The sequence below is a fragment of the Nesterenkonia aurantiaca genome, from assembly GCF_004364585.1.
Taxonomy (GTDB): Bacteria; Actinomycetota; Actinomycetes; order Actinomycetales; family Micrococcaceae; genus Nesterenkonia; species Nesterenkonia aurantiaca.
In genome coordinates, this window is record NZ_SOAN01000007.1 from 60,127 (window position 1) to 86,311 (window position 26,185).

The 26,185-nt window shown below is 67.1% G+C and carries 21 protein-coding genes and 2 pseudogenes; 8 read left to right on the forward strand and 15 right to left on the reverse strand.

All coding sequences use genetic code 11. The annotated features are described in order from the left end of the window. Positions 1–133: 133 nt before the first annotated feature. Positions 134–943 (forward strand): GAF and ANTAR domain-containing protein, encoded by an 810-nt coding sequence (locus EV640_RS09685; RefSeq protein WP_133726354.1) that lies wholly within the window; start codon positions 134–136, stop codon positions 941–943. A gap of 1 nt (position 944) precedes the next feature. Here the strand turns inward: EV640_RS09685 and EV640_RS09690 are convergent, their stop codons facing one another. Together EV640_RS09690 and EV640_RS09695 are read right to left on the reverse strand one after the other, a co-directional pair. Then, positions 945–1,670, reverse strand: a complete 726-nt coding sequence (locus EV640_RS09690) for an IMPACT family protein (protein WP_036475276.1) — start codon at positions 1,668–1,670, stop codon at positions 945–947. Positions 1,671–1,749: 79 nt separating this feature from the next. Further along, positions 1,750–2,940 (reverse strand): sigma-54-dependent transcriptional regulator family protein, encoded by a 1,191-nt coding sequence (locus EV640_RS09695; protein WP_133726355.1) that lies wholly within the window; start codon positions 2,938–2,940, stop codon positions 1,750–1,752. A 213-nt stretch (positions 2,941–3,153) separates the two neighbouring features. Between EV640_RS09695 and adh the strand changes: the two genes are divergently transcribed. Both adh and EV640_RS09705 read left to right on the forward strand, forming a co-directional pair. Then, complete coding sequence (adh, locus tag EV640_RS09700; RefSeq protein WP_036475274.1) at positions 3,154–4,677, forward strand: aldehyde dehydrogenase; 1,524 nt, start codon at positions 3,154–3,156, stop codon at positions 4,675–4,677. Between the two features lie 37 nt (positions 4,678–4,714). After that, on the forward strand, positions 4,715–5,104 hold the full coding sequence (locus EV640_RS09705; RefSeq protein WP_036475272.1) for a DUF779 domain-containing protein: 390 nt from the start codon (positions 4,715–4,717) through the stop codon (positions 5,102–5,104). Positions 5,105–5,196: 92 nt separating this feature from the next. On the opposite strand, the gene gdhA is transcribed toward EV640_RS09705, so the two are convergent. The 4 genes from gdhA to EV640_RS09725 form a co-directional block, all read right to left on the reverse strand. Beyond that, positions 5,197–6,555 carry an NADP-specific glutamate dehydrogenase gene (gene gdhA / locus EV640_RS09710; protein ID WP_133726356.1) on the reverse strand — a complete coding sequence of 453 codons (1,359 nt, stop codon included), beginning with the start codon at positions 6,553–6,555 and terminating at the stop codon, positions 5,197–5,199. A gap of 87 nt (positions 6,556–6,642) precedes the next feature. After that, complete coding sequence (locus EV640_RS09715; RefSeq protein ID WP_084479537.1) at positions 6,643–7,590, reverse strand: sugar ABC transporter permease; 948 nt, start codon at positions 7,588–7,590, stop codon at positions 6,643–6,645. 1 nt (position 7,591) lies between these two features. Further along, complete coding sequence (locus EV640_RS09720) at positions 7,592–9,199, reverse strand: ABC transporter permease subunit (protein ID WP_133726357.1); 1,608 nt, start codon at positions 9,197–9,199, stop codon at positions 7,592–7,594. Between the two features lie 3 nt (positions 9,200–9,202). After that, positions 9,203–10,516, reverse strand: coding sequence for a sugar ABC transporter substrate-binding protein (locus tag EV640_RS09725; RefSeq protein ID WP_133726358.1), 1,314 nt, complete (start codon positions 10,514–10,516; stop codon positions 9,203–9,205). A gap of 284 nt (positions 10,517–10,800) precedes the next feature. On the opposite strand from EV640_RS09725, the gene EV640_RS09730 reads away from it, so the two are divergent. Both EV640_RS09730 and EV640_RS09735 read left to right on the forward strand, forming a co-directional pair. Further along, on the forward strand, positions 10,801–12,528 hold the full coding sequence (locus EV640_RS09730; RefSeq protein WP_133726359.1) for a glycoside hydrolase family 13 protein: 1,728 nt from the start codon (positions 10,801–10,803) through the stop codon (positions 12,526–12,528). Next, on the forward strand, positions 12,504–13,550 hold the full coding sequence (locus EV640_RS09735) for a LacI family DNA-binding transcriptional regulator (protein WP_243832292.1): 1,047 nt from the start codon (positions 12,504–12,506) through the stop codon (positions 13,548–13,550). The genes EV640_RS09730 and EV640_RS09735 overlap by 25 nt, the downstream gene beginning before the upstream one ends. Before the next feature lie 111 nt (positions 13,551–13,661). Here EV640_RS09735 and EV640_RS09740 read toward each other — a convergent pair whose 3' ends face one another. Continuing rightward, on the reverse strand, positions 13,662–14,876 hold the full coding sequence (locus EV640_RS09740) for an MFS transporter (protein ID WP_243832293.1): 1,215 nt from the start codon (positions 14,874–14,876) through the stop codon (positions 13,662–13,664). Positions 14,877–15,087: 211 nt separating this feature from the next. Here EV640_RS09740 and EV640_RS09745 point away from each other — a divergent pair, with 211 nt between their 5' ends. The 3 genes from EV640_RS09745 to EV640_RS09755 all read left to right on the forward strand — a co-directional run bounded on the left by EV640_RS09745 (position 15,088) and on the right by EV640_RS09755 (position 20,215). Further along, a complete protein-coding gene (locus EV640_RS09745) occupies positions 15,088–18,135 on the forward strand; it encodes a DEAD/DEAH box helicase (protein ID WP_051501148.1) in 3,048 nt (1,015 codons plus the stop codon). Further along, the gene (locus tag EV640_RS09750; protein ID WP_133726360.1) at positions 18,128–19,402 is read left to right on the forward strand and encodes a hypothetical protein; all 1,275 of its coding nucleotides are present in this window, start codon (positions 18,128–18,130) and stop codon (positions 19,400–19,402) included. Before EV640_RS09745 ends, EV640_RS09750 begins: the two co-directional genes overlap by 8 nt. Positions 19,403–19,480: 78 nt before the next feature. After that, positions 19,481–20,215: a polyprenol monophosphomannose synthase gene (locus tag EV640_RS09755; RefSeq protein ID WP_036475406.1), complete on the forward strand. Its 735-nt coding sequence runs from the start codon at positions 19,481–19,483 to the stop codon at positions 20,213–20,215. Positions 20,216–20,427: 212 nt separating this feature from the next. Here the strand turns inward: EV640_RS09755 and EV640_RS09760 are convergent, their stop codons facing one another. The 8 genes and pseudogenes from EV640_RS09760 to EV640_RS09795 all read right to left on the reverse strand — a co-directional run bounded on the left by EV640_RS09760 (position 20,428) and on the right by EV640_RS09795 (position 26,177). Beyond that, positions 20,428–20,769: an RNA polymerase-binding protein RbpA gene (locus EV640_RS09760; RefSeq protein WP_036475408.1), complete on the reverse strand. Its 342-nt coding sequence runs from the start codon at positions 20,767–20,769 to the stop codon at positions 20,428–20,430. A 442-nt stretch (positions 20,770–21,211) separates the two neighbouring features. Beyond that, positions 21,212–22,079 (reverse strand): annotated as a pseudogene (locus EV640_RS09765) (SPFH domain-containing protein); the annotation flags it as partial. Between the two features lie 38 nt (positions 22,080–22,117). Continuing rightward, the gene (locus EV640_RS09770) at positions 22,118–22,633 is read right to left on the reverse strand and encodes an NfeD family protein (RefSeq protein WP_051501149.1); all 516 of its coding nucleotides are present in this window, start codon (positions 22,631–22,633) and stop codon (positions 22,118–22,120) included. A 38-nt stretch (positions 22,634–22,671) separates the two neighbouring features. Continuing rightward, entirely contained in the window at positions 22,672–23,640 is a 969-nt protein-coding gene (locus EV640_RS09775; protein WP_161634813.1) for a putative RNA methyltransferase, read from the reverse strand. Positions 23,641–23,784: 144 nt separating this feature from the next. Then, positions 23,785–24,075: a hypothetical protein gene (locus tag EV640_RS09780; RefSeq protein WP_036475410.1), complete on the reverse strand. Its 291-nt coding sequence runs from the start codon at positions 24,073–24,075 to the stop codon at positions 23,785–23,787. A 13-nt stretch (positions 24,076–24,088) separates the two neighbouring features. Continuing rightward, positions 24,089–24,421 (reverse strand): annotated as a pseudogene (locus EV640_RS09785) (hypothetical protein); the annotation flags it as partial. 172 nt (positions 24,422–24,593) lie between these two features. Then, positions 24,594–25,850 (reverse strand): formamidase, encoded by a 1,257-nt coding sequence (gene fmdA, locus EV640_RS09790; RefSeq protein ID WP_036475415.1) that lies wholly within the window; start codon positions 25,848–25,850, stop codon positions 24,594–24,596. Positions 25,851–25,886: 36 nt separating this feature from the next. Then, positions 25,887–26,177: an FmdB family zinc ribbon protein gene (locus EV640_RS09795; protein ID WP_036475416.1), complete on the reverse strand. Its 291-nt coding sequence runs from the start codon at positions 26,175–26,177 to the stop codon at positions 25,887–25,889. Positions 26,178–26,185: the final 8 nt, after the last annotated feature.

Below are 26,185 nucleotides of genomic sequence, written 5' to 3' on the forward strand. Positions count from 1 at the left end.
CCAGTCTAACCACTGACCTCCCCGCCGGGAACCCGTGGAGAAAGAGCTCTGGACAGAGCGGACGACGCTGAAGGATTCAAGTAAACTTGTGGCGTCGCTGAGGGCGGCGCATACGTTCCGAGCGGAGATAACTATGAGCACAGAGTCAAAGCTGAGCGATCACATCCTGGAGACCGACACCCAGACTGTGGATGACGCCGTCCTGGATGCCATCGACACCGATGCCGCGGGTCTCGACGCCTCCGCGGACCTGCAGGTTCTGCTCGAACAGGACACCGACATCTCCAGCTTCCTGCAGGGTCTGGCCCAGGTCTCAGCCGAGCGGTTCAGCGGAACCCAGCCGGTGCTGTGCAGCATCATCCTCGACCGATCCAAGCGCAACGTCGTGGTCGCCGCCAGCAGTCCGGAGGCGGCACGGCTGGATGAGGTCCAGGCAGGCTTCGATGAGGGACCCTGCCTGGAGGCCCAGCGCACCAACACCGTGATCAGCGTGTCCGATGTGCGCTCTGAGCGACGCTGGCCCGGGTATATGGCCGCGGTGCGGGAGTTCGGCATGCGCAGCGTGCTTGCGCTGCCGCTGACCCTGCAGTCCGAGTCCGCCGCCGCGATGAACCTCTACACCAGCACGCCGGAGGCCTTCGGCCCGGCCGAGATCGAGGCGGCCCGCCGCTACGCGGAGCTCGCCTCCAAGGTCGGCGTGATCGCACTGCGACTGGCGGCCTACTCCGAGAACGTCGAGCACCTTCGCGCCGCCATGGAGTCACGCACCGCGATCGACATCGCCATCGGCGTGGTCATGGCGCAGAACCGCTGTACTCAGGAGGAGGCCTTCGCGATCCTGCGCAAGGCCTCGAGCCACCGCAACGTCAAGCTGCGCACGCTCGCCGAAGAGCTGGTGGCCAAGGTGGGACGCCAGTCCGCCTCGACGGTCTTCGACACCTGAGTCACCGGTCCACCCAGCGCTGACCCGCTGGCGTCGGAATCACCGTTCCGGCACTGAGCGCGGCGATCCTGCGATGCAGCTCCTGGGTCTGCACCTCGGTGTCTGGCACCGAGAGTCGGATCTGGGCCTGCGCACCGTCGCTGCTGTACTCGGTCGCGGTCACCTCCACCCCGGTGGCGCGGAGCTCATTCTCCCAGCGGCCTGCCTCAACGATGGGTGCCTCAACGTCGAAGACCCGCATGGAGGTCCGGCTCCGGAGCTGACCCTGTTCCCGGGCGCGGTGCAGCGCGCCGGTCACCGAATCTGAGTAGGCGCTCACCAATCCACCTGGACCGAGCAGCGTCCCACCGAACCAGCGCAGCACCACGGCCACGACATCACTGAGGTCGGCTGCTCCGCCGGGCATCTCGGTCTTCTGCAGCGCCGCCAAGATCGGGGCTCCCGCGGTGCCGGATGGCTCGCCGTCGTCGTGGGACCGCTGGAGCTGCCGCTCCGGCCCGATGACCCAGGCGCTGCAGTGGTGCCGCGCGTCGGGGTGGGCCCGGCGCAGCTTCTCGACCCAGGACTGCGCCTCGGCTTCGTGCTCGACGCGGCGCAGGAGGGTGCGGAACCGTGAGCGTCGACGCTCGATCTCATGGGTGATCTCCGCGCCGGAGCTCAAGACGGTATAGGGCCGGGCGAGCTGCGGGAGATCTGTCCCGGTGGGACCGGCAGAGAATGCGGACATGACTGAGCAGTCTACGATGCCGCTCGCCGAGTCGCCGGCTCACCGGCAGGGGCAGGGGTGGCGCGGAGTGGGCTGGAGCCTACGGCGTGCTGCGTGCCACCAGGACCGCCCGGCGCGGCGAGTATGCCGGCATCACGCGCAGCGCGGTGCGCACGGCGTCCTGGTCTTCGGCGGCCTCGGTGAGCTGCAGATAACGCCACAGATCCTCGGCGGAGCCGTCTGAGAGGACCGCCTCACGCAGCAGCGCCGAGAGTTCCCGGCGCACCCTCAAGACTCCCGGAGCCTCGCTGCCCGGCAGCAGCTGACCGCGATAGAGGTCCAGGGCACCCTGCCGGTCACCCGCGGTGAGAGCAGTATGGGCGTCTCGGGCGTCCACCCGCAACGGGGCGCTGAGCCGGTAGGGGCGCGAGAGCAGGTCGATGCTGGGGGAGTGGTGCTCTGCCAGCAGGCGGCGCAGCCGGACCAGCTCGGCGCGGACCGTCACCTCATGGTCGGCCTCGCCATAGAGCAGCACGGCCAGTTCCTCCGCGGTGAGCCCTCGCTCCGATCCGGGCTCCGAGTGCCACCCCAGCAGGAACAGGATCTCCGCGTGCCGCAGACCGAGCGGCTGATGCGCATCGAAGGTGCCCAGCACGGCCGGCCCGGCCCCGAGTGTGGTCAGTGTGGCCTGCGCCGGAACGGCAGGGTGCAGCCTGAGCTCCGCCTCCGCCGCGGATACCGCGGCGAGCAGCAGCGGCAGCGAATGGACTGCCACGGCCTGGGCATCTCCGGTCAGATCCACCACGCCCAGCAGCGCTCCGGTGGAAGGGTCGCGCACCGGCACCGCCGAACAGGAGAAGCGGTGTGCGGTGTAGGAGAAATGCTGCTCTCGGTGCACCTGTGCGCCGCGTCCTGTGGCCAGGGCGAGGCCCGGGGCCGAGGTGCCGATGGCCCGCTCAGACCAGTTCGCCCCCGGCTGGAAGGCCGAGCGCTCCGCCTGGCGCAGCGTCTCGCGCGCGCCCTCCACCCAGAGGAGCCGCCCCGCCGCATCACCGATAGCCACGATGAGTCCAGCCTCGGCGGCCGGCTCGATCAGCAGGCGCTGCAGCACGGGCAGCACCAGCCGCAGCGGGTGGTTCCTCCGGTACTCCCGCAGCTGGAGCTCGTCGAGCTCGATGGGCGGCAGCGCGCTGATCGGGTCTCGCACGCCCCCGGCGGAACGCAGCCAGGACTCGCGCAGCGCGTGGGGCAGCGCGGCCCAGGTCTTCGGCTCGGTGGAGAACGCCTCCATGACACTCCTTCGACGCTTTGCGGTGCCCGGGAGCTGCGTAAGACTGCAGCGCACCACAACTGCGTGTGTGCTTGCTCACAGTCTAACCATGCAACGGTGCTGCAACCTGAAGAGATCTAAGCTTGTTGCATGTGAGGCAGATCACAGCGCCGGGCGTGGACTCTCGCAATCCGGGAGGATCCTCCGGCGCAAGGCCAAGAGAAGGAGCCCAATATGACCATCTATGCCCAGCCGGGAACCGACGGCGCACTGGTGAGCTACAAGTCCCGCTACGAGAACTACATCGGCGGGGAGTGGGTCGCGCCGGTAGACGGCGAGTACTTCGAGAATCCCTCGCCGGTCACCGGTAAGAGCTTCACCGAGATTCCCCGTTCCAAGGCCGCTGACATCGAACTGGCACTCGACGCCGCCCACCGCGCCGCGCCAGCCTGGGGCAAGACCTCGGTGGCCGAGCGCGCCGTGGTGCTGAACAAGATCGCGGACCGGATCGAGGAGAACCTCGAGATGCTGGCCGTGGCCGAGACCTGGGAGAACGGCAAGCCCGTCCGGGAGACCCTCGCCGCGGACCTGCCCCTGGCGGTGGATCATTTCCGCTACTTCGCCGGAGCGATCCGGGCCCAGGAGGGCGGGATCAGCGAGATCGACGGCGACACGGTGGCCTACCACTTCAACGAGCCGCTCGGCGTGGTGGGACAGATCATCCCGTGGAACTTCCCGATCCTGATGGCGGTGTGGAAGCTCGCGCCGGCGATCTCGGCAGGCAACGCCGTGGTGCTCAAGCCCGCTGAACAGACCCCTGCCTCGATCCTGGTGCTGATGGAGGTCATCGGAGACCTGCTGCCGGCCGGGGTGCTCAACGTGGTCAACGGCTTCGGTGCTGAGGCCGGCGCCCCGCTGGCCTCCAGTCCGCGGATCCGCAAGATCGCCTTCACCGGGGAGACCACCACCGGGCGGCTGATCATGCAGTACGCCTCGCAGAACCTCATTCCGATGACTCTGGAGCTCGGCGGAAAGAGCCCGAACCTCTTCTTCGAAGATGTCGCCCGGGAGGACGACGCCTTCTATGACAAGGCCCTCGAGGGCTTCACGATGTTCGCGCTGAATCAGGGCGAGGTCTGCACCTGTCCCTCACGTGCTCTGATCCAGTCCAGCATCTACGACGAGTTCCTCGAGAAGGCCGTGGCTCGGACCAAGCTGGTCAAGCAGGGCAACCCCCTGGACACCGATACTCAGGTCGGGGCCCAGGCCAGCAATGATCAGCTGGAGAAGATCCTGAGCTACATCGACATCGGCAAGCAGGAGGGCGCTGAGGTGCTCACCGGTGGAAACCGGGTGGACCTCGGTGGAGATCTCGCGGAGGGCTACTACGTGGAGCCGACCATCTTCAAGGGTCAGAACTCGATGCGGATCTTCCAGGAGGAGATCTTCGGTCCGGTCGTCTCGGTCACCGAGTTCAAGGACTACGCCGAGGGCATCGCGATCGCCAACGACACGCTCTACGGTCTGGGCGCCGGAGTCTGGTCCCGCGAGGCGAACATCGCCTATCGCGCCGGTCGGGACATCCAAGCCGGACGGGTCTGGACCAACTGTTACCACCAGTACCCGGCACACGCCGCGTTCGGCGGCTACAAGAACTCCGGGATCGGCCGGGAGAACCACCTGATGATGCTCTCGCACTACCAGCAGACCAAGAACATGCTGGTCAGCTACAGCGAGGACAAGCTCGGGTTCTTCTAGGCTGGATGCCTCGGGCGGAGAGGAGCATGATCAAGGTATGAGCATCTCACGGATCGCGGTCTCCGATGCGGCCGCAGCGCTTCTGGTCCAGCTGCGAGAGAGTCATGGGCAGCCGCTGATGTTTCACCAGTCGGGAGGCTGCTGCGACGGATCGGCGCCGATGTGCTTCACGCAGGGGACCTTCATCACCGGGCCGTCCGACGTGCTGCTGGGTCGGCTGGAGCCCGGGACACCGGAGCCGGTGCCGGTCTGGATCTCGCAGGCGCAGTTCCAGTACTGGTCCCATACTCACATCACCATTGATGTGGCGCCGGGCCGCGGAGCCGGTTTCAGCATCGAGGGTCCGACCGGTCAGCGGTTCATCATCCGCTCCCGGCTGTTCACCGACGAGGAGACCAAGGCGCTGGCGCCGGTGACCACCGGCTGAACGGCGATCCGGGCCTCGGGCTCGATCGGTGACCACCTGCCGCAGCGGCGGGGGTCACCGATCGAGCCCGAGCTGTCTTGTTCCGGGCTGACTCAGATGACACCTTGGGCGATCATCGCGTCCGCGACCTGGGTGAACCCTGCGATGTTCGCGCCAGCCACGTAGTCCCCCGGGACCCCGTACTCCTCGGCGGTCCCGGCGCAGCGGGAGTGGATGTTCTCCATGATCTCCGCGAGCCGGGCCTCGGTGTATTCAAAGCTCCAGGAGTCGCGGATCGAGTTCTGCTGCATCTCCAGGGCCGAGGTCGCCACACCCCCGGCGTTGGCTGCCTTGCCGGGTCCGAAGAGCGCCCCCGCTTCGCGGAGCCGATGGATGGCCGCCGGAGTGGTGGGCATGTTCGCGCCCTCGACCACCGCCTTGACCCCGGCCTTGAGCAGGATCCGCGCGTCGTCGTCGTCGAGCTCATTCTGGGTCGCGCAGGGCAGGGCCACGTCGATGTCGTGCTTCTCCGCCACGGCCCAGACCGAGCGGCCCTCGATGAACTCGGCGGAGCCGCGCTGCTCGGCGTACTCGCTGATCCGCCCGCGCTGGACCTGTTTGATCTCACGCATCAGCTCCAGATCGATGCCTTCACGGTCATGCACCGCGCCGGAGGAGTCGGAGGCGCCGACGACGAGGCCGCCCAGCGCGTGGATCTTCTCGATCGCGTAGAACGCGACGTTGCCGGAGCCAGAGACCAGGACCCGGGAACCGTCGAGGCTGCGGTTGATGGCGCCGAGCATGTGCTCGGTGAAGAACGCCGCCCCATAGCCGGTGGCCTCGGTGCGCACCAGGGACCCGCCCCAGGAGGTCCCCTTCCCGGTGATGACCCCGGCCTCATAGCGGTTCGCGATGCGCTTGTACTGACCGAAGAGATAACCGATCTCCCGGCGCCCCACACCGATGTCTCCAGCCGGCACGTCCACCGAGGACCCGATATGCCGGTAGGCCTCGGTCATGAAGGACTGACAGAAGCGCATGATCTCGCCGTCGCTGCGGCCCTTGGGATTGAAGTCGCTGCCGCCCTTGCCGCCGCCGATGGGCAGCCCGGTGAGTGCGTTCTTGAAGATCTGTTCGAATCCGAGGAACTTCACCGTGCCGAGCATGACCGTGGGATCGAAGCGCAGTCCGCCCTTATACGGGCCCAGAGCGGAGTTGAACTGCACGCGGAAGCCGCGATTGATATGCACCCGACCAGTGTCATCGGTCCACGGGATCCGGAAGATGATCTGCCGCTCCGGCTCACAGATCCGTTCCAGGATCGATTCCTCCACATATTCCGGGAACTTCGTGAGCACCCGCCCCAGCGAGTCGAAGACCTCCTTGACGGCCTGGTGAAACTCATGTTCCCCAGGATTTCGCGCGATGACCTGGTCATACACCGTGGCGATGCGCTGGCTGCTCGGGCTCATGGTCGACTCCTCGATACTCACGCGCCCGGTCCGGACGGCGGAGCCCAGCCTAGTGGACGGCGATGCGCGGCACCTGCGCCGCGGCACTCACTTCACGCTGCCAGCGACCAGTCCCGAGACGATGTAGCGCTGCAGCCCCAGGAACAGGGCCACCGGGATGATCGCGGCGAGGACCGCGCCGGCGGCGAAGATCGACCAGTTCTGTGAGGTCTCCTGGGAGATGAACTGGTAGAGCCCGACGGCCAGCGTCTGCTTCTCCGGATCCCGCAGCAGCACCGAGGCGATGACGAACTCGCTCAGCGTGGCCACCAGGGACAGCAGCGCGACCACGGCGAGGATCGGGGAGACCAGCGGCAGGATGATGGTGAAGAAGATTCGGGCGTGACCGGCCCCGTCGATCCTGGCCGCCTCATCGATGGAGACCGGGATGGTGTTGAAGAAGCCGTACATCAGGTAGGTGTTCACCCCGAGGGCGCCTCCGAGGTAGACCATGATCAGGCCGATCTGGCTGTTGAGTCCGATCGCCGGGAAGATCTCCCCGATCGAGAGCATCAGCAGGAAGATGGCCACCATGGCGAGCAGCTGCGGGAACATCTGCACCAGCAGGATGGTGATCAGACCGAACCGGCGTCCGGTGAACCGCATCCGGGAGAACGCGTAGGCGGCCAGCGCGCCCAGCATCACGCTGCCGGCGGAGGCGCTGAACCCGATGAACAACGTGTTGACGTACCAGGCGGCGAAGGGCTGCCGCGGCAGGTTGAACAGGTCCACGTAGCTGCGCAGGCTCAGATTCCCGAACAGCGTGTTGGCCGTGATCAGCGTCCCACCGGGGTTCAGCGAGGCGGAGAACACGTAGACCAGCGGAAAGGCGGCGAAGATGACCACGGCGATGCCGACCAGGTGACGCCAGCCGGTCTGGGAGAACCAGCGGCGGAAGGGCCGACGACGGGTGGGCGTGCGACGGGAGACCGAGGGGGGCTCGGCTGGGCCTGGGCGGGGTGTGCGGTGCGTCGCGGTGCGCAGTGACTGGGCCATCTCAGTTCAACTCCTCTAGAGCTCGGGTGCGCCGGAAGGCGATCACCGAGATGGTGCCGACGATGAAGAAGATCAGGATTGAGAACGCGCTGGCCAGGCCATAGTCGCTCTGGGATCCCACGAACGCCACCTTGTAGACCATGGAGATCAGGATGTCGGTGGAACCCACATTGATCCCGGCCTCGATGTCTCGGGGACCGCCCCCGGTGAGCATGTACACAAGGTTGAAGTTGTTGAAGTTGAAGGCGAAGGAGGAGATCAGCAGCGGAGCGATCGAGACCAGCAGGAGTGGGAACTTGATCTGCCGGAAGGCCTGGAAGGGTCTGGCCCCGTCCATCTGAGCGGCTTCGGTGAGCTCCTCGGGGATCGACTGAAGCGCTCCGGTGCAGACCAGGAACATGTAGGGGAAGCCCAGCCAGAGATTCACGATCAGGATGCTCAGCTTGGCCAGCCATGGGTCGCTGAGCCAGGGGATCGAGGCCCCGCCGAAGAGCACGTTGTTGATGAACCCGAACTCCTGGTTCATCATCCCGGCCCAGACCAGCGCGGAGAGGAACCCCGGGAAGGCGTAGGGCAGGATCATGACCAGCCGGTAGTACTTACGGGACTTCATCCGAGCATCGTTGAAGACCACGGCCAGGAACAGGCCCATGACGAAGGTGGTTGCCACCGAGAGGAACGCGAACCCGAAGGTCCAGGCCGTGACGTAGAGCAATGGGCCGCGGATGGACTCCTCGGTGACGGCTCGCACGAAGTTCTCCAGCCCCACGTTGACCCGCCAGCCGGGCATCACCTCCGCGCCGTCGGGGGTGACGAACGCGCCCTCCCCGCCGTCGGTGTAGATCTCCCCGCTCGCGGTATTGGTCAAGGTGTCGGCGGACTCGTCGTAGACGAAGCGCGAGGTGTAGACATAGGCCCGCTGCCCGTCCTGGGTGCGCAGCGCCCCGGCATTGGGGTCCTCCGAGAGCGGCACCGACAGGCTGGTCAGCTCCTGCTGACGATCCACCAGTTCCGCGAAGCTCAGCACCTCATGATCGGGCACCTCGATGACGCGGCCGTCCTGGACGACGGCGCCCGGCGCAGCCTCCAGAGGGGCCTCTGCGGATCCGAGAAGCACCTCGCCGTCCTCCGTGGTCACCGCGAATCCCAGCTCCCCGGAGCGTTCGATCACCGTGAGCTGATACGTCGGTGAATCCGGCACTCGGTCCTGGGTCTGGAGCATGATCGCGTGGATCGCGTGATCCTTGGTGCTGTTGTGGCCGGTCCCGTAGTTCGTGAACGCCACGTAGCCGGAGTAGAAGATGACGAAGACCTGGAAGATCAGCAGGAACACCACTCCCGGGGCCAGATACTTCGCTGGCAGTGCTCCGCGCTGGAAGTAGATCCAGGTCAGGAGGGCGCCGCTGACCACCACCAGAGTGCCGATGAGCCACCGCTCGTTGAAGAAGAGCACCATGGCGGCATACACGCAGACGGCGTTGAGCAGCCCCAGCACGGTGATCTTCAGCAGCAGCAGCTTCCACCCGATGCCGGCGGTCTCGGCGGTGCGCCGGGCGCGACGTCGGTCGGCGGTGCGGTCTTCGGTTCTGGTGGTGGTCAGTGGGCGCATTGATCAGTCGATCGCCGAGGAGATGTCCTGGGACATCTTCTGCCAGAGTTCCACCGGATCGCCGTCGCCCTTGATGATCGCGGCCTGGCTGGATCCCCAGTCGTCCCAGACCGCGCCCATCTCCGGAATTGCGGGCATCGGCACGGCCTCGGCCCCGACCTCGCCGAATCCGGCGACGATCTCGTCCTCGCTCAGAGCCTGCTCGAAGGACTCGGTCAGCGCAGGGGCGCGCCCACCGGTCTCATACAGCGCCGTCTGGACCTCAGCGGTGCCGACGTAGTTGATCAGGAAGTTGCTGGCGGCCAGGACGTTCTCGCTCTGCGAGGAGAGGAAGAAGCCCTGGACTCCGGCGAAGGGCTGGGCGTCCTGATCTCCTGCGGCCGGGATCGGATCCACGGCGACGTCGATCCCCGCGTCCTGCGCGCCGGTCACGTTCCACGGACCGGTCAGGAAGAACGGAGAATTGCCGTCGTTGAAGCTCTCCAGGGCCAGGTCGCCGTCGATGTTGAGGTTCAGCACGCCGGCCTCGCCCTGTTCCGCCAACCAGCCTGCGAACTCTTCCCCGCCGGCCTCCGCCATGCTCAGCTGCGAGGGGTCGTAGCTGCCGTCCTCGGCGGTGCCGAAGACCGGGGCGCCGAAGGAGGTCTGGAAGGGGTAGAGGTGGTAGGGGTCGCTCTCATTGGGGTCCAGGCCGACCAGGAACGGATACTCGGTCCCGGCCTCCTCGCCCATCTGGATCATCTCCTCGAAGTCGGCCGGAGCCTCGGGGGCCAGTTCGGTGTTGCGCAGCAGCGCGATGTTCTCGATCGAGTAGGGCAGGCCGTAGGTCTGGCCCTCATAGGTCCAGGCGTCCACGGCGATCTCCTCGAACTCCGCCGCAGCGTCCCCGAGCTCGACCGGTGCGACCACGCCGTTGTTCACCAGGACTCCGAGCCAGTCATGGGCGCCGACGGCGATGTCCGGGCCTTCGCCCGTGGGGACCTGGGAGACGAACTGGTCTCGGATCTCCTCGAAGTCCTGCTGGACGATCTCCACCGTGATGCCGGTGTCGGACTCGAAGTCTTCCGCCACGTCGGTGAGCACCTCGGCGCGGTTGGCGTCGGCCCAGATGGTCAGGCTGCCGGAGGCGGCATCTTCGCCGCCCTCGGTCTCTGTGGTGTCCGAATCTGTGGTGTCCGAGTCCGTGGTCTCTGACTCTGCAGCCTCGGACTCGGTGGTCTCCGAGTCGGCAGGCTCTGCGGCGCCAGCGTCGCCGGAACCGTCTCCCGAGCCACAGGAGGTCAGCGCCAGTGCTCCCAGTCCCAGGAGCGCGGTCATCGTCGTGATTCTTCCGGTGTTCACCGTCATCGGTGTCCCTCTCTGTGAAGAAGCGGAGGCGATCGCCCCGCCATCCTGAGTGCAAGCGCTTCCAGTATGGGGACAGAATGTGATCCACGCAACTCTTGGAGCGTGGTGGTGCTGTGAACTGCCTACCGACCGTTGACCAGTATTTATGCCTCGCGGTGTGGTCTTATCCAGCATAGAGACGCTTGCTGGCTCCAGTGAAAGCGGTTGTGCCGCGTGACGCTCCATGTGGAAGCGCTTGCATATATGCTGGAGACATGACCGCTCAACAGGACCTGCGCAGTTCCCCCGACACCGCCGACGTCGTCCCTCGCGAAACGGGGGCGCCCCCGGGGCCGGGGATGCCGGCCCAGTGGTGGCGCAGTGCAGTGATCTACCAGATCTACCCCCGCTCCTTCCATGACTCCACCGGCGACGGCGTCGGGGACCTTCCGGGGATCACGGCCCGACTCGGTGCGCTCCAGGAGCTCGGCGTGGACGCGATCTGGTTGAGCCCCTTCATGACCTCACCGCAGAAGGACGCCGGCTACGACGTCGCGGACTACTGCGACGTGGACCCGATCTTCGGCACGCTGGCCGACTTCGACGCCCTCCTCGAGCGGGCCCATGGGTTCGGCATCAGGCTCATCGTGGACCTGGTGCCCAACCACTCCTCGGACCAGCACCTGTGGTTCCAGCAGGCCTTGGCCGCAGCCCCGGGCAGCCCAGAGCGCGCCCGGTACATCTTCCGCGAGGGTCGGGGAGAGCAGGGAGAGCAGCCGCCGAACAACTGGCAGTCGATCTTCGGCGGCCCCGCCTGGACCCGCATCACCGAGACCGACGGCACGCCGGGTCAGTGGTACCTGCATCTCTTCGACTCGAGCCAGCCGGATTTCGACTGGTCCCAGGAAGAGGTCAAGGAAGAGTTCCGACGCATCCTGCGCTTCTGGCTCGACCGCGGGGTCGACGGCTTCCGCGTCGATGTTGCCCATGGTCTGGTCAAGGACCAGGACTTCCCGGACTACACCCCGGATGTCGACGCCGCCTCGATGGGTGGGGAGGAGACCCCGGCGCCCTACTTCGAACAGACCGCGGTCCATGAGATCTACCGGGACTGGCGGCTGGTCCTGGAGGAGTATCCGGGGGATCGGGCGCTGTGCGGTGAGGCCTGGGTGTCCTCCGTGGCGAAGGCGGCGCTCTGGGTGCGCCCGGACGAGATGCACCAGACCTTCAACTTCCAGTACCTCGAGACCCCCTGGGAGGCGGAACAGCTGCGCGGAGTCATCGACGATTCCCTGTACGCCTTCAATGCAGTGGGCGCTCCGAGCACCTGGGTCCTGTCCAACCACGACGTGGTGCGTCACGCCACCAGGCTCTCGTTGACCGGGGAGAACCCGCAGGGGACCGGGATAGGACCCGCGCATCCGGGCCTGCCCGACCGCGAGACCGGGCTGGCACGTGCCCGCGCCGCGACCGCCCTGATGTTGGCGCTGCCCGGCTCCGCGTACATCTACCAGGGCGAGGAGCTGGGTCTGGACGAGGTCCACGACCTCCCCGATGCGGCCCGTCAGGACCCCACCTGGTTCCGCACCGCCGGCGAGCGGTTCGGTCGCGACGGATGTCGGGTGCCGCTTCCCTGGGCGGGCGAGGCTGAGAACTTCGGATTCAGCTCCGGGGGCACACCCTGGCTGCCGCAGCCTGAACGCTGGGAAGACCTCTCCCGGGATGTGCAGCGCGCCGATCCCGACTCGACGCTGAGCCTCTACCGGCGGATGCTTGCCCTGCGCGCGGAACACGACCTGGGCCTCGGAGAGGTGCGCTGGCTCCCAGGAGCCGAGGATGCCGTGCTGATGTTCAGCAACCAGGATCTGACCGTGCTCGCGAACACCGGCACAAAGCCGGTGGCGTTGCCCGCGGGGCACCAGGTGCTCCTGGCCACCGCGCCTCTGGCAGGATCCCAGGTACCCGCCGACTGCACCGTATGGCTGCAGCGGCACGCAGGCTGATGACCAGCCTCGATGATGTCGCCAAGGCCGCAGGCGTGTCCGCCGCCACGGTCTCCCGCGCCCTGAGCGGCCGAGGCAACGTCTCGAAGGCCACCCGGGCCAAGATCCTGGCTGTCGCCGCGGAGCTCGACTACGTGGCCTCCTCCGCGGCCTCCAGCCTGGCGTCTGGTCGGATGCGCAACCTCGGGGTGATCATGCCTGAGCTGCACCGATGGTTCTTCAACACCGTGCTCACCGGGATCTCCGCCGAAGCGACCCGCACCGGGTATGACGTGACGCTCTACAACGTCACCGCAGACCCCGAGGTCCGGCAGGAGATCTTCGGCGCCTTCCTGCGACGACGCAGGGTGGACGCCGTCATCGTCGTGGCGCTGGAGCTCAGCGACTGGGAGGAGCGGGAGCTGGCGCGGCTCGGCATCCCGGTGGTCATCATCGGCGGCAGCTCCGGGACCCTGCCCGGGGTCTCCATCGATGATGCGGCCGTCACCGAGCTCGCCACCGCGCACCTGCTCGAGCTCGGCCATGAGGTGCTGGGCTTCATCGGAGGCGCCGAACAGTTCGACGCCGACTACAAGGTGCCGAGTCAGCGACGAGCGGGCTTCGACCGAGCGCTCCGCGCCCGCGACATCTCTTCCGACCCGTCCCTGATCGGAGAGGCAGACTTCACCATTCCTGGAGGCTTCCATGCGGCGCGACAGCTGCTGGGCACTCCAGGAACCGGGATGACCGGACTGGTCGCAGCCTCGGACGAGATGGCGATCGGCGCGATCCTCGCCGCGCGGGAGCTCGGGATCAGGGTCCCGGAGGACCTCTCGGTGGTCGGGGTCGACGGTCACGAGCTTGGCGCCCTCTTCGAGCTCACCACAGTCGACCAGCACGCCCAGAACCAAGGGGCGACGGCGGCGAAGCTCATCCTCGCCACCGTCGAGTCCGAAGACACGTATCCGAAGAGCCTGGACCGCAGCTTTGACCTGCTGGTCCGGCGCAGCACCGCCCGGGTTCCCCGGGAGCCCTCCGCCTGATCACCTCGCGCCTGGTGGCGCTCCTGGCCAGCGTGCCTGCCGCCCGGCGGCGCTGCGGGTCATTGCCGCCCGGCGGCCCTACGGGTCATTGCCGCCCTGCGGCCCTGCGGGTCATTCCAGCCCGGCGGCCCTACGGGTCCGACGGCTAGCGTGGACCGAGTAGCGCGGGAGCCAGCGCAGCAGCCCGGCACTGGCCAGCGGGCCCATGGCTGAGGCCACCCAGATGCCTGCCGCCAAGGAGCCCAGAGCGGCACCGGCGGCCAGGGTCAGCGGTCCCGCGGCGATCCCGAGATCCTGCATCAGCCGCCATGCTCCGAGGAACTGCGGGCGCGCCTCGGCGGGGGCGATGTCGGAGGCGATGGTCATCATGACCCCCGAGCCCAGACCGTTGCTGATTCCCAGCAGCACCGCCACTCCCGCGAGCACGGGCACCGAATGGGCCAGCGGCACCAGCGCCATCACTGATCCGAGGCAGACCATTGAGGGCACTCCGATCCAGAGCCGGCCGAAGCGGTCCATGATCTTGCCGGCCGGATAGAACAGCAGCATGTCGATGCCACCGGCGAGACCGAAGAGCAGCGAGATGGTGGTGGGGTCCAGCCCGATGTGCTCGCCCCAGAGCGGGAGCACCTGCTGACGTGCCCCGCGGATCGTGCCCACCAGCATCGAGGCCACGCCCAAGGTCAGCAGCAGCTTCCGGTGGGTGGCGATCACCTGGGCAAAACCGGCCTGGGCGATGCCCGGTGCTCGCGCCGCGCGGGTGTCGATCTCCGGGGCCAGCAGCACCGTCACACCCGCGGCGATCGCAGTGAGCAGCGCCAGCAGGAACACCGCGCGCAGGTCTCCCAGGACGATCACTCCGGCGCCGAGGAATGGTCCGATGAACTGCCCGATCCGATGCACCCCGCCCAGCGTGGAGAGCACTCGGGCACGCTGATGCACCGGGGTCACCTCGGTCAGATAGGAGTGCCGGGCCAGATGGAAGACCGCATTCGCGGCGCCGACCAGGGCGACGGCGGCCCCCAGCGTGATCAACGAAGGCGCCAGCCCTGCAGCGAGGAAGCCGAGCGCGGCGGCCCCGGCGGCGAGCAGCATCGCCCGGCGGTCACCCACACGCGCCGCCAGGGCGCCGGCGGGCAGATCCGCGAGGATCTGACCCAGCGGGAGCATCGCGGCGATGATTCCGGCCACCGCCAGCGTGGCGCCGCGCTCCACGGCGAAGGGGGCCAGGATCGGGATCATGGCCCCGGCGCCGAGGCTGAAGATGAACGCCGGCAGCAGGGCCCCGAGCAGGATCTGTCGTCGGGGGGAGGGAGCCGTGGTCACGGCTGCAGTCTAACCAGGTCTCATCCCAGGTCGGCACGCCCGCCCAGGCCCGGTTCCGCTCACCTGTCGCATGCCTATGCCATGTCCCATCGATTTGGACGGAAATAGCGATGGGACATGGCATAGGCATGCGACGGATCGCCGGGGGAGCCCTCTGGGGACGGATATGCCATGTGAAGTCCACCCGGCGGTGATGTCATAGGCTGGAAGCATGAGTTCACCGGCCGAGCGCTACGCACAGTCACGTCGACGAGCTGCGGAGGCCAAGACTCAGCTCGGGGTCTTCCGCCAGGCTCAGGCCTTCGACCTCGACGACTTCCAAGTCGAGGCCTGTCAGCATCTGGAGGCCGGACGGGCCGTTCTGGTCGCGGCCCCCACCGGGGCAGGCAAGACCATCGTCGGTGAGTTCGCCGTCCATCTCGGCCTGGCCTTCGGGACGAAGACGTTCTACACGACCCCGATCAAGGCCCTGTCGAACCAGAAGTACCAGGAACTGGTGGAGGCCCACGGCACGGACAAGGTGGGACTGCTCACCGGGGACACCTCGATCAACTCCGAAGCGCAGGTCGTGGTGATGACCACCGAGGTGCTGCGCAACATGCTCTACCAGGACTCGGCGACGCTGCGCGACCTGGGCTACGTCGTGATGGACGAGGTCCACTACCTGGCCGACCGCTTCCGCGGCGCGGTCTGGGAGGAAGTGATCATCCACCTCCCGGAGCATGTCCAGGTCGCCGCGCTCTCCGCGACGGTCTCCAACGCTGAGGAATTCGGAGCCTGGCTGGACACGGTGCGCGGGGAGACCTCCGTGGTGGTCTCCGAGCACCGCCCCGTGCCGCTGTGGCAGCACATGTTCGTCGAGAACGAGCTGCACGACCTCTTCATCTACGAGGAGGACGATGACGCTCCGACCCTGGTCAACCCGGAGCTGCAGCGTCTGGCGCACCAGGGCGAGGCTCCCGGTTCCCGGCGCAGCGGCGGAAACCGATCTCGCGGCAACGGCCGCGGTCCCGGGCGAGGACCCGGTCGAGGCCGTGGCCCCGGCAGGGGTGGCCCGGGCCACGGCGGCCCCCGCCAGGAGCTGCGCAGCAGCGCCTCCTCCAGCCGGGGCGGCGCGGGCGGCCGCAGTGGAGCGGGACCCTCCGGTGCTTCTGGGATCTCCGGGTCCGGGGCAGGACGCCCACGGCTGAATCGGCCCAAGATGATCCGCGCCCTGGACCGGGACGGGCTGCTGCCCTGCATCGGCTTCATCTTCTCCCGCGTCGGCTGCGAGGCCGCAGTGGAGCAGTGCCTGCAAGCCGGCATCGTGCTGACCACCCGCGAGGAGGCCGCTGAGATCACCTCCCGGGTGGAGCAGATGGGTTGGGACCTTCCTGCCGAGGACCTTGCGATCCTGGGCTTCGAGAGCTTCCGCGAGGCTCTGATCAACGGGGTCGCCGCACATCACGCGGGCATGCTCCCGCCGTTCAAGGAGCTCGTCGAGCAGCTCTACGCCGAGGGGCTGCTCAAGGTGGTCTTCGCCACCGAGACCCTCGCGCTGGGGATCAACATGCCCGCGCGCACCGTGGTGCTGGAGAAGCTGGACAAGTTCAACGGCGAATCCCACGTGGACATCACGCCTGGGGAGTACACCCAGCTCACCGGTCGGGCTGGCCGGCGCGGCATCGATGTGGAGGGCCACGCCGTCGTCGTCTGGCAGCCCGGAATGGACCCGCGCCAGGTCGCGGGACTGGCGTCCAAGCGGACGTATCCGCTGAACTCCAGCTTCAAGCCCTCCTACAACATGGCGGTCAACCTCACGGCGCAGTTCGGACGACGGCGCGCGCGCACCATCCTGGAATCTTCCTTTGCGCAGTTCCAGGCCGACCGTTCGGTGGTCGGCGTCGCCCGGGATGTGGCGAAGCGGGAATCCTCCATGGCCGGATACGAAGAGGCGATGGCCTGTCATCTCGGGGATTTCCGTGAGTACGCGGCGCTGCGCCGGAGGCTCAACGAGGCCGAGAAGGACCAGGCCAAGGCGCGCCACCGGCAGCGCCGCCGCGAGATCATCCGGGTCCTGGCAGCGCTGCAGCCCGGTGATGTCATCGAGGTCGGTGGCAAGCGTGGCTTGGGCGAGTCCCTGGTGGTGCACAGTGCGCCGGAGCATGATCCGCGTCCCGGAGTGATCACCGCCGACGGCAAGTTCCGCAATATCACCGCCGAAGACTTCGTGCAGCCGCCGGAGGTGATCGCCAGCATCAGGCTCCCGCGCAAGCCCCAGGTCAAGGTGCCCAAGGTCCGCCGGGATCTCGCGTCCTCGATGCGCGCCGCGATGCATGAGCGGGTGCCTCCCCGAGCGGGGGCGCCGACCGCCGGATTCGGATTCCGCGAGGAGGAGACCGAGTCGGAGTCGCTGGAGCAGCTGCAGACCGCCTTGCAGCGCCACCCCTGTCACGGCTGCAGCGAGCGGGAGGACCACGCTCGCTGGGCCGAACGCGCCTGGAAGCTGCAGCGGGAGATCGACCAGCTCAAGCTCAAGATCGACAGGCGCACCGGCTCTATCGCGAAGATCTTCGACCGGGTCTGCGGGGTGCTGCACGAACTCGGGCACCTGGAAGCGGTGGATCCGGAGCTGATGCCCCATGTGCCACCCGCCGACCCGCAGCAGCTCAGCCCCGCTGAACCGGCACCGCAGCGTCCGGGATTCACCGCCGAGGAGTGGTTCGCCACTGAATTCGCGGTGACCGATCGCGGACAGCAGCTGCGCCGCATCTACGGGGAACGAGACCTGTTCACCGGGCTGCTCATGGAACGTGGGGTCCTCTCCGGGCTCACGGCGCAGGAGCTCGCCGCGTTCGTCACGGTGCTGGTCTACCAGGCCAAACGTGAGGATGAGGGGGCCATGCCGGTGATGCCGACCAAGCGCCTGGCCCAGGCCACGCGCACCGGGATCGAGGTTCACGCGGAGCTCGAGGGTCTGGAGAAGCGGCACCACCTGGAGCCCACTGCGGCACCGGAGCTGGGCCTGGTGCTGCCCATGTATGCCTGGGCGGGGGGCCAGAGCCTGCGCAGCGCGCTGGACGACTCGCCGCTCGCCGCAGGAGACTTCGTGCGGTGGACCAAGCAGTGCATCGACACCTTGGACCAGCTGAGCAAGATCCCCCACACCCCGGCCAAGCTTTCGGCGCGCTGTCATGAGGCAGTGCAGCTGATCGGCAGGGGAGTGGTGGCATACTCCTCGGTGGCCTATCAGAACCTGGAGGAACCCGCTGATGACTAGCACCGGTGCCGCGCACCCGCCGCGGCTGCTGACCAACGGCACGATCCATTCCCCGTCCGAGCCCTACGCCGACGCGATGCTGGTCGAGGACGGGCTCATCGCCTGGGTCGGCTCGGACGAGACCGCCGCGGAGCGCAGCGACCCCGACCTGGTGATCCAGGATCTGGACCGCGCCCTCGTGGCGCCCGCCTTCGTGGGCTGGGTGGATGTGGCTGCCCCCGGTGCTGAGGAGGGCTCCGGGACGCCCGAGCCCAGCTCCAGCTCCGTGGAGACCGACTCCTGGGAAGACCGCATCACCGCCGAGCTGGACGAGACCGCGGCGCAGGGATGCGGCGCGGCACGGCTGAACATCGACCTGCCGGTGAGCGCACTGAGCGACGCCGAGGCGGCACAGGCCTCGTTGAACGCCTCGTTCCGCGCCGCCGCCGATCACCGGGTGCGGGCCTATCCGGTGCTCACGCTGACCGGTCTCGGCGACTCAGGCGTGGCAGACCGGCTCGACGCGGTTCGGGGCGCCGCGGAGCTGCTTCGCACCGTGGACGCGATCATCGGCCGCCCGGCCGCCCTGCAGCTCCCCGCCGAGGATGTGCTGGAACACCTGCTGAGCATCCGGATCGCGGTCGCACTTGCACAGCGTCAGCTCATCCTGCGTGTGGAGCAGCCCAGCGACCCTGCCGTCGTGGTCGCCGCCCTGGTGGAGTCCACCGCCGAGATGCGCGCCAAGCGGCAGAGTCCACCCGGCGGGCTGCCCACGATGCTCCACGGCTTCGATTCCGCCTCCCGCGAGGACTGGGAATTGCTGCTGAACACCGGTGTGCAGGTGGTGCTGCGCGGTCGAGGTCACCTGGCCACGGCGCTGAGCGTCGGTGTACCGGTCAGCGCCGTGGCGGAGGCCGGGCACCATCCATGGGCGGCGGTGAGCGCGCACGTCCATCATGAGGACGATCCGGTCTCGGTGCGGGCGGCCTTCAACGCCCAGACCCGCGGCGCCTACCGCTCGCTGCCCGAGTCCAGCGGTACCCCGGCCACCTCCGCGCAGCTGGATCCGGGCGCCCGGGCCACCTACGCGCTCTGGGAGGTGGATTCCCTGGCAGTCCAGACGCCGGATTCGCGCACGGCCGCGTGGAGCACCGACGTGCGGGCCCGCACGCCGCTGCTGCCCTACCTCGACGGAGAGACGCTGCCCACGCTGATCGCCACGGTGATCGACGGTATGACGGTGACCGCTGGACCGGGCGCCGGTTCCGGAACAGCCTCCCAGGCCTAGCTGCCAGCACGTGACCGTAGACTGACCCCGACCCTCCGCCCCCAGCCCCACGACCCCCAGAAGGACGCGAAGCGACTCGTGAAGATCCTGACGATCATCCCGACCTACGACGAGATCGACGCCCTGCCGGGCACGGTGGCACGTCTGCGGGCGGCAGTGCCGACCTCAGATGTGCTCATCGTCGATGACAACAGTCCCGACGGGACGGGAGACTTCGCCGAGGAGCTCGCCGAGCAGGACGCGCAGATCAACGTGCTGCACCGCAAGGCCAAGAATGGACTTGGCGGCGCCTATATCGCGGGATTCCACTGGGGACTCGAACGTGGCTACGACGTGCTTGTGGAGCTCGACGCCGATGGTTCACACCAGCCCGAACAACTGCCGAAGCTGCTGGCCAAGATCGATGAGGCCGACCTGGTCATCGGGTCGCGCTGGGTGCCGGGAGGTTCGGTGGTCAACTGGCCGCTGCACCGGGTGGCGATCTCTCGGGCGGGCAGCCTCTACTCCCGGACCCTGTTGGGCCTGAAGGTCCGCGACATCACTGCCGGATTCCGGGTGTTCCGACGTTCGGTGCTCGAGGAGATCGATCTGGGCAGCATCGAATCGGTGGGCTACGGCTTCCAGGTCGATATGACCTTCCGGGTGGCGAGCATGGGCAAGACCATCGCCGAGGTGCCGATCACCTTCGTCGAGCGCACCCAGGGCGAATCCAAGATGAGCTCGAACATCGTGGTCGAGGCCATGGTCAACGTCACGCGCTGGGGACTGCGCGCTCGGGCCCAGAAGCTGGGGCAGAAGCTGCGCCAACGCTGAGGATCCGCCCCTACGGGCTGGGCGGCAACGCCTCCACCGGGAGCGCACCGAGCCGCAAGATCCGAATCTGCAGCGAGGTGTGACGGCGGAAGAAGGACTGCTGAGCAGCAGATGCATAGAGCGACGGCGTCCGTCCCGAATTCTCGGGAAGGACGCCGTCGCTCTATGGTCGGCAGGCTTCTCAGCTCAGCCGGGTATCCGCTGCAGCAGTGTCAGGCGGCTTCGCCGCGACGCTCCTTGAGCAGCTTCAGCCGGTCCTGCAGGATCACCTCGAGGTCCTCCGTGGAACGGCGTTCCAGCAGCATGTCCCAGTGGGACCTGACCGGCTTCACCGGCTCGGCCTCGGGCCGGTCCACGTCGACGCGCAGACCTTCCTTGCCGGTGGGGGAGACCCAGGTGGCTGGGACGTCGGCCTCAGCGGAGAACATCACCCGCATCCGCTCGCCATCCTCAGTGCGGTACTCGATCTCCTGGCGGGGCGCCGGCTCGACGCCCTGCTCGGTTTCCATGGACTGCGCACCGAGGCGCATTCCGCGCAGACTGCGATCACTCATCGATTATCCTCCAGTGTGATGGGGAGAGTCATTCCTAGCTATAACTCTAGAGCACCGCGGTGTTATTCCCATCTTGGTCAGCGCTGGGGGTCCTCCAGTGGCTCCGGCTGCTGCTGGAAGACTGGCTGCTCGGTGAGCTCGGCACCTTCTTGGCTGGGAGCCTCGGTGCGTGACTTCGCGGCCTCGGCGTTGCCGACCTGAGCCTTGCGGGCCTCCTGCTCAACCTCCTGGCGACTGGTGTAGTGCGGGTTCTCGTCGGTCACCGAGGTGCTGCGGGCCGATTCGGCCAGATCCGCGATGGCCGAGGAGATTGCGGGCTTGCCCTGGTTCTGCGCGTTCTCCTGGGCCTTCTCCTGACGGCGCTGCCTCAGCCGCTCCGCGCGGGCCGCGCGTTCGGTCTCTCGGTCCTCGAGGCTGATGCCGGACTGCTGGGCTGACTCCGGGCCGCCGAACGCGCCGGAGAGGTTCTTCAGCGCGTCGCTGAACTCTCCGGGGATCATCCACATGGTGTTGGACTCGGACTTGGCGATCTCCGGGAGGATCTGCAGGTACTGGTAGGAGAGCAGCTCTGGGCCGGGCTCGGAGTCGTGGACCGCGTTGAACACGGTCTCGATAGCCTGCGCCTCAGCGTTGGCGCCCAGGATTCGTGCCTGTGCATCACCCTCGGCGGCGAGGATCGAGGCCTGGCGCTCACCTTCTGCGGTGAGGATCGCGGCCTGCTTGGTGCCCTCCGCGGTGAGGATCGCGGCGCGACGTTCACGCTCGGCGCGCATCTGCTTCTCCATCGAGTCCTGGATGGAGTGCGGCGGCTCGATGGCCTTGAGCTCCACTCGGGCCACGCGGATGCCCCAGCGTCCGGTGACCTTGTCCAGTTCTCCGCGGAGCTGTCCGTTGATCCGGTCTCGCGAGGTCAACGCCTCTTCCAGATTCAGTCCGCCGACCACGTTGCGCAGGGTGGTCGTGGTGAGCTGTTCCACCGCGATGATGTAGTTCTGGATCTCGTAGGTCGCAGCCTTCGGATCGGTGATCTGGAAGTACACCACAGTGTCGATGGAGACCACCAGGTTGTCTTCGGTGATCACGGGCTGTGGCGGGAAGGAGACGACCTGCTCACGCATGTCCAGCATCGGCAGCAGCCGATCAACGAAGGGGACGAGCAGGGTCAGTCCCGGGCCCTGGGTGCGCTGATACTTGCCCAGACGCTCGATCAGTCCCGCGCGAGCCTGCGGCACGATGCGCACGCTGCGAGCGATCACGATCACCACCAGGGCGACAAGGACCAGGAGAACTACAAGTGCAGTGACTTCCATGACGTTCCGTTCTTTTCAGTGGAGCGCCTGATGATCGCTCAGGCGCCTTCCGGTCGGGGAGTGTGGGGCCCGAGGGTGTCAGGTCCCGCGTCATCCCATTTGATCTCTCGCGCCGGCCTAAGGTAAACGGTCGCGCCGTCCACCGAATCGACGACGGCGGTCATGCCGGGTTCGATGCGCACGTCGTCGAGGGTGCGGGCCGTCCAGGTGTCGCCGTCGACCTCGGCGAGTCCGGAGTCTCCCGTGATGGCTTCCAGGACATGTGCTTCCATGCCGGCCATCCGGTCGATGTTGGTCAGCTGGTTCGCCGGACCCTTCTTGAGATGTTTGAGCGCGATGGGCCGGACCGCGCCGAGCATCAGCAGCGCGGTGGCGCAGCCGACCAACACCTGCAGCCAGGGCTCGCCCCCTGCGAGGGCGACAGTGGTGGCCGCGCCGGCTCCGACGGCGAGCATCAGGAAGAGCAGATCGAGCGTGATGGCTTCCAAAACCAGCAGTCCCAGGGCCAGTGCCAACCAGGGTGCCCAGAGGTTATCGCCGAACCATTCGATCATCTCAGCTCCTCATCAACCCATATACGCGTGGGTTCAGCCTATCCGCGCCACAGGCTCACGTCGAGGTGGACGGTGACTTGTGACACCTCCCGCGCCTGAAGGCTCTGGCGCAGCGTGTCATAGTCATGGTGATGTCCGGCAGGACCCATGAACACCAGGTCAGCCGCGAGGCCGGCGTCGACGGGAACCGCCGCGGTGACCTGTGTGGTCTGCTCGAGGGCCCCGAAGGACGGTGTCATCTGCTCCTGCAGCTGATGCAGCTTCTGGCCCGGCACCTCGAGCATCCCGGCTGAGCGCAGCTCGATCAGGTGTGAGTCCCCCGGGGTGACCACCACAGCAAGACCGTTCGGCCGGAGCACGCGCGCGTACTCGCCCACGTTGCGGGGCGCGAAGATGTCGAGCAACAGGTCCACCGAATCCGAGGCCAGGGGGAGTGGCTGCCAGAGGTCCCAGGCCAGCGCCAGGGTTCGCGGGTGGCGGGCCGCGCGTTTGAGTCCAGCGGTGGAGAGATCCAGGGCTATCCCACGGGCCTGGGGGACCACCTCGAGCAGCTGGTGCAGGTAGTGCCCGGTGCCGGCGCCGCAGTCCAGCAGCAGCGCAGGTTCAGCGGGGGAGGCGGCTGCCTGCTGGGGCAGGTGCTGGGTGAGGATCCGTGCCAGTTCCTTGCTCAGAGCCGCGAAGATCCCGGCATCCTGAACGCTTTCACGGGCCATGATCATCTGCGCCGAATCGGCGGTGAAGCGGGTGCCGCGGCCCGATAGCAGGTTGACATAGCCCTGACGTGCCGCGTCGAAACGATGACCGGCGGGGCAGCTGAGCGCCTGCAGCGCCGAGGGTGACGATTCTCGCCGCCGCAGCTCGATCCGTTGTGACGCTCGGTTATTCACGGTGGTCCTGGCGTGCTCCTGCAGCCCGGCACTGGTCGATGAGGCGGGTGATTCGCGCTTCAGGGTCGCCTCCAGCGGTGCGGCGCAGGCGGGGCAGGTCAGGGGCCAGGGTGGGGTCACGTGGTCCAGGCTATCGCTCGGGACCGGTGCCGCCGGACGATCGAGCCGAGCCATCCACCGAGCTGAGCCCTCCACTCGGGGCCGGGCCTCATGGCAGGCCAGGCGGGATCGGATCCCGCGGATCTGATCCCTGCGAGTGACGCATCAAACGGTCGCAGGCATGTCCTCTTGCTTGTTCTCCTCGCTGCTGCCCCCGGCGGGACCATCCCCGGCCGGCTCTAATCTGATGATCACGCCCTTCGAAACCGGAGTGTTGCTGCCGACCACGGTGTCATCGAGCGGCACCAGAACGTTGCCCTCCGGGTAATACACAGCGGCGCAGCCGCGGGCTGTGGGACAGGCCACCGCCCGGAACTTGCGCAGCACTCTGTCCTTGCCGTCGGCATACTCCCCATGCACATCCACCAGGTCACCATCGCTGAAGCCCAGCTGCACCAGATCCTCAGGGTTCCCGCAGCTCGCTGATCGGGTGTTCGGCCCAGAAGTCGGAGGCCACCGTCACCGGTGTGGCTTCCCAGGTGACTGTCTTCGCCCCGTTCTCGCAGTACTCGAACTTGCTGCGGTGACCACTTGGGTCCGGCCACGCGCAGCTCATGCAGTCGAATCCCTGTTTCTGGTTCATCGTCAGCAGCGTGCGAGCGCTTCGCGAGGCCCCCATGTGCTTGAGCGCTGGCTGCAGCGAGTGGTACACCCCCGGCATTCCGGCCGCCCAGTCCTTGGGCTTGTCAACTTCGAGATCGTTCTCGTCAGCTTCCTCCACGGGTGGATTGGAGCGAGTCATGAGCATCCCTTCTAGACCGCGTCTCAATGTTCAGTGGCCCTGCTCCTGCCGTTGTGATTCACAAGTCGGGTCCAGGTCCCTGGGTGACGTCCGGCTTCGAGCGGATAGGGCCGCCGTCACAGCGATATGACCCTCACCGCGAAGCGCGGTGAGGGTCTTCGACCATCGCGGTTCACTGGTTGGCGGCTCGCGGCGCACCGATCCCGGGAGTGATCTGGAACGGGCCATCTGCGGATGGCTGCACGTCGAAATCGAAGATCGAGGTGGGGATGTATACCGTCGAGCAGGAATTCGGAATGTCCACCACCCCCGAGAGTCGGCCTTCGATCGGCGCCGCACCGAGCAGCAGGTACGCCTGTTCGGGTGAGTATCCGAACTTGGCGAGGTAGTCGATGGCGTGAAGGCAGGCTCGCTGGTACGAGAGGTGTGAATCCAGGTAGCGCTGTTCGCCGTCGAGGGTGACCGAGGTTCCGGAGAACGCCAGCCACTGGCTGAATTGAGGTTCTACGTTGCCGGGCATGAAGATGGCGTTCTCACTGACCCCGTAGGTCTCCATGCCGCCCTTGATCACATCGACATGCAGGTCGATGAAGCCACCCATCTCGATCGCGCCACAGAAGGTGATCTCACCGTCACCCTGGGAGAAGTGCAGATCACCCAGGGAGAGGTTGGCCCCGTCGACGAATACCGGGTAGAAGATCCGGGTGCCCTTCGAGAGGTTCTTGATGTCTTGGTTTCCGCCGTTCTCGCGGGGTGGCGCAGTCCGGGCGGCCTCATGGGCCACTCGGTCGAAGTCCTCCGCGGCCAGGGACCCGAGAACCGCGTGTTCTGCCTCTGGAGGCAGCGCCAGGGGAGGTACTCGGTGTGGGTCGGTTGCGATCAGATCGCCTTCTCGCTTGTTCCACTTGGCCAGGAGTTTCGCCGACGGCGCGGTGCCCATCAGCCCCGGATGGATGAGTCCGGTGAAGGACACATGGGGGATATGGCGGGAAGTGGCTGTTTGACCGGTGAAATCCCAGATCGCCTTGTACGCGTCGGGGAACTGATCTGTCAGGAAGCCGCCACCATTATTGCGCGAGAAGATTCCGGTGTAGCCCCAGCCTTGCCCAGCGAGGGGGCCGGAATCCTCCATGGGGATGGGTCCCACGTCAAGAATGTCCACCACCAGGAGGTCCCCTGGCTGAACGCCTTCCACGGCGAATGGACCGCTGAGCTTGTGGACGGTCAGCAGCGGCGCGTTGAGTATGTCTTCAGCAGAGTCATCGTTGACGATGGCGCCGTCGAACCATTCGCGGCAGTCCACCCGGAATGACGTACCAGGCTTCACCGAGGCGACCGGCGGGATCTCCGGGTGCCAGCGGTTGTGTCCTACTTTCTCCTGATCCTCGAACTTCTTGGAAGAATCGAGTGGAAATAGCAGCTCGGGCATGGTGTTCTCCTTCGTCGGATACGTCGGATCGGGCAGTTAGGGGCGGGGAAGCTTCTGGTGCAGCGGGTTCGCGGTGTACTTCTGTGCAGGCCCAGAGGGGCGGCCGGGAGCAGGAGAGTCCACGACGTCTGGTTCATGTGCACTGCGCTGAGTGGCTTCGATGAGTCGAGCTGCGGCGGAACCACCCCGAGAGAGCCGGGGCGCGCTGACTCGGCGTCTGGAGGAACCTCCGCAGGTGGGGCAACGTGCGGTGTCCGGCACCGAGCGCATCTCAAAGACCAGGTCGAAGTCGGTGCATTCTGGGCATCGGAACTCGTAAGTCGGCATGATCAGCT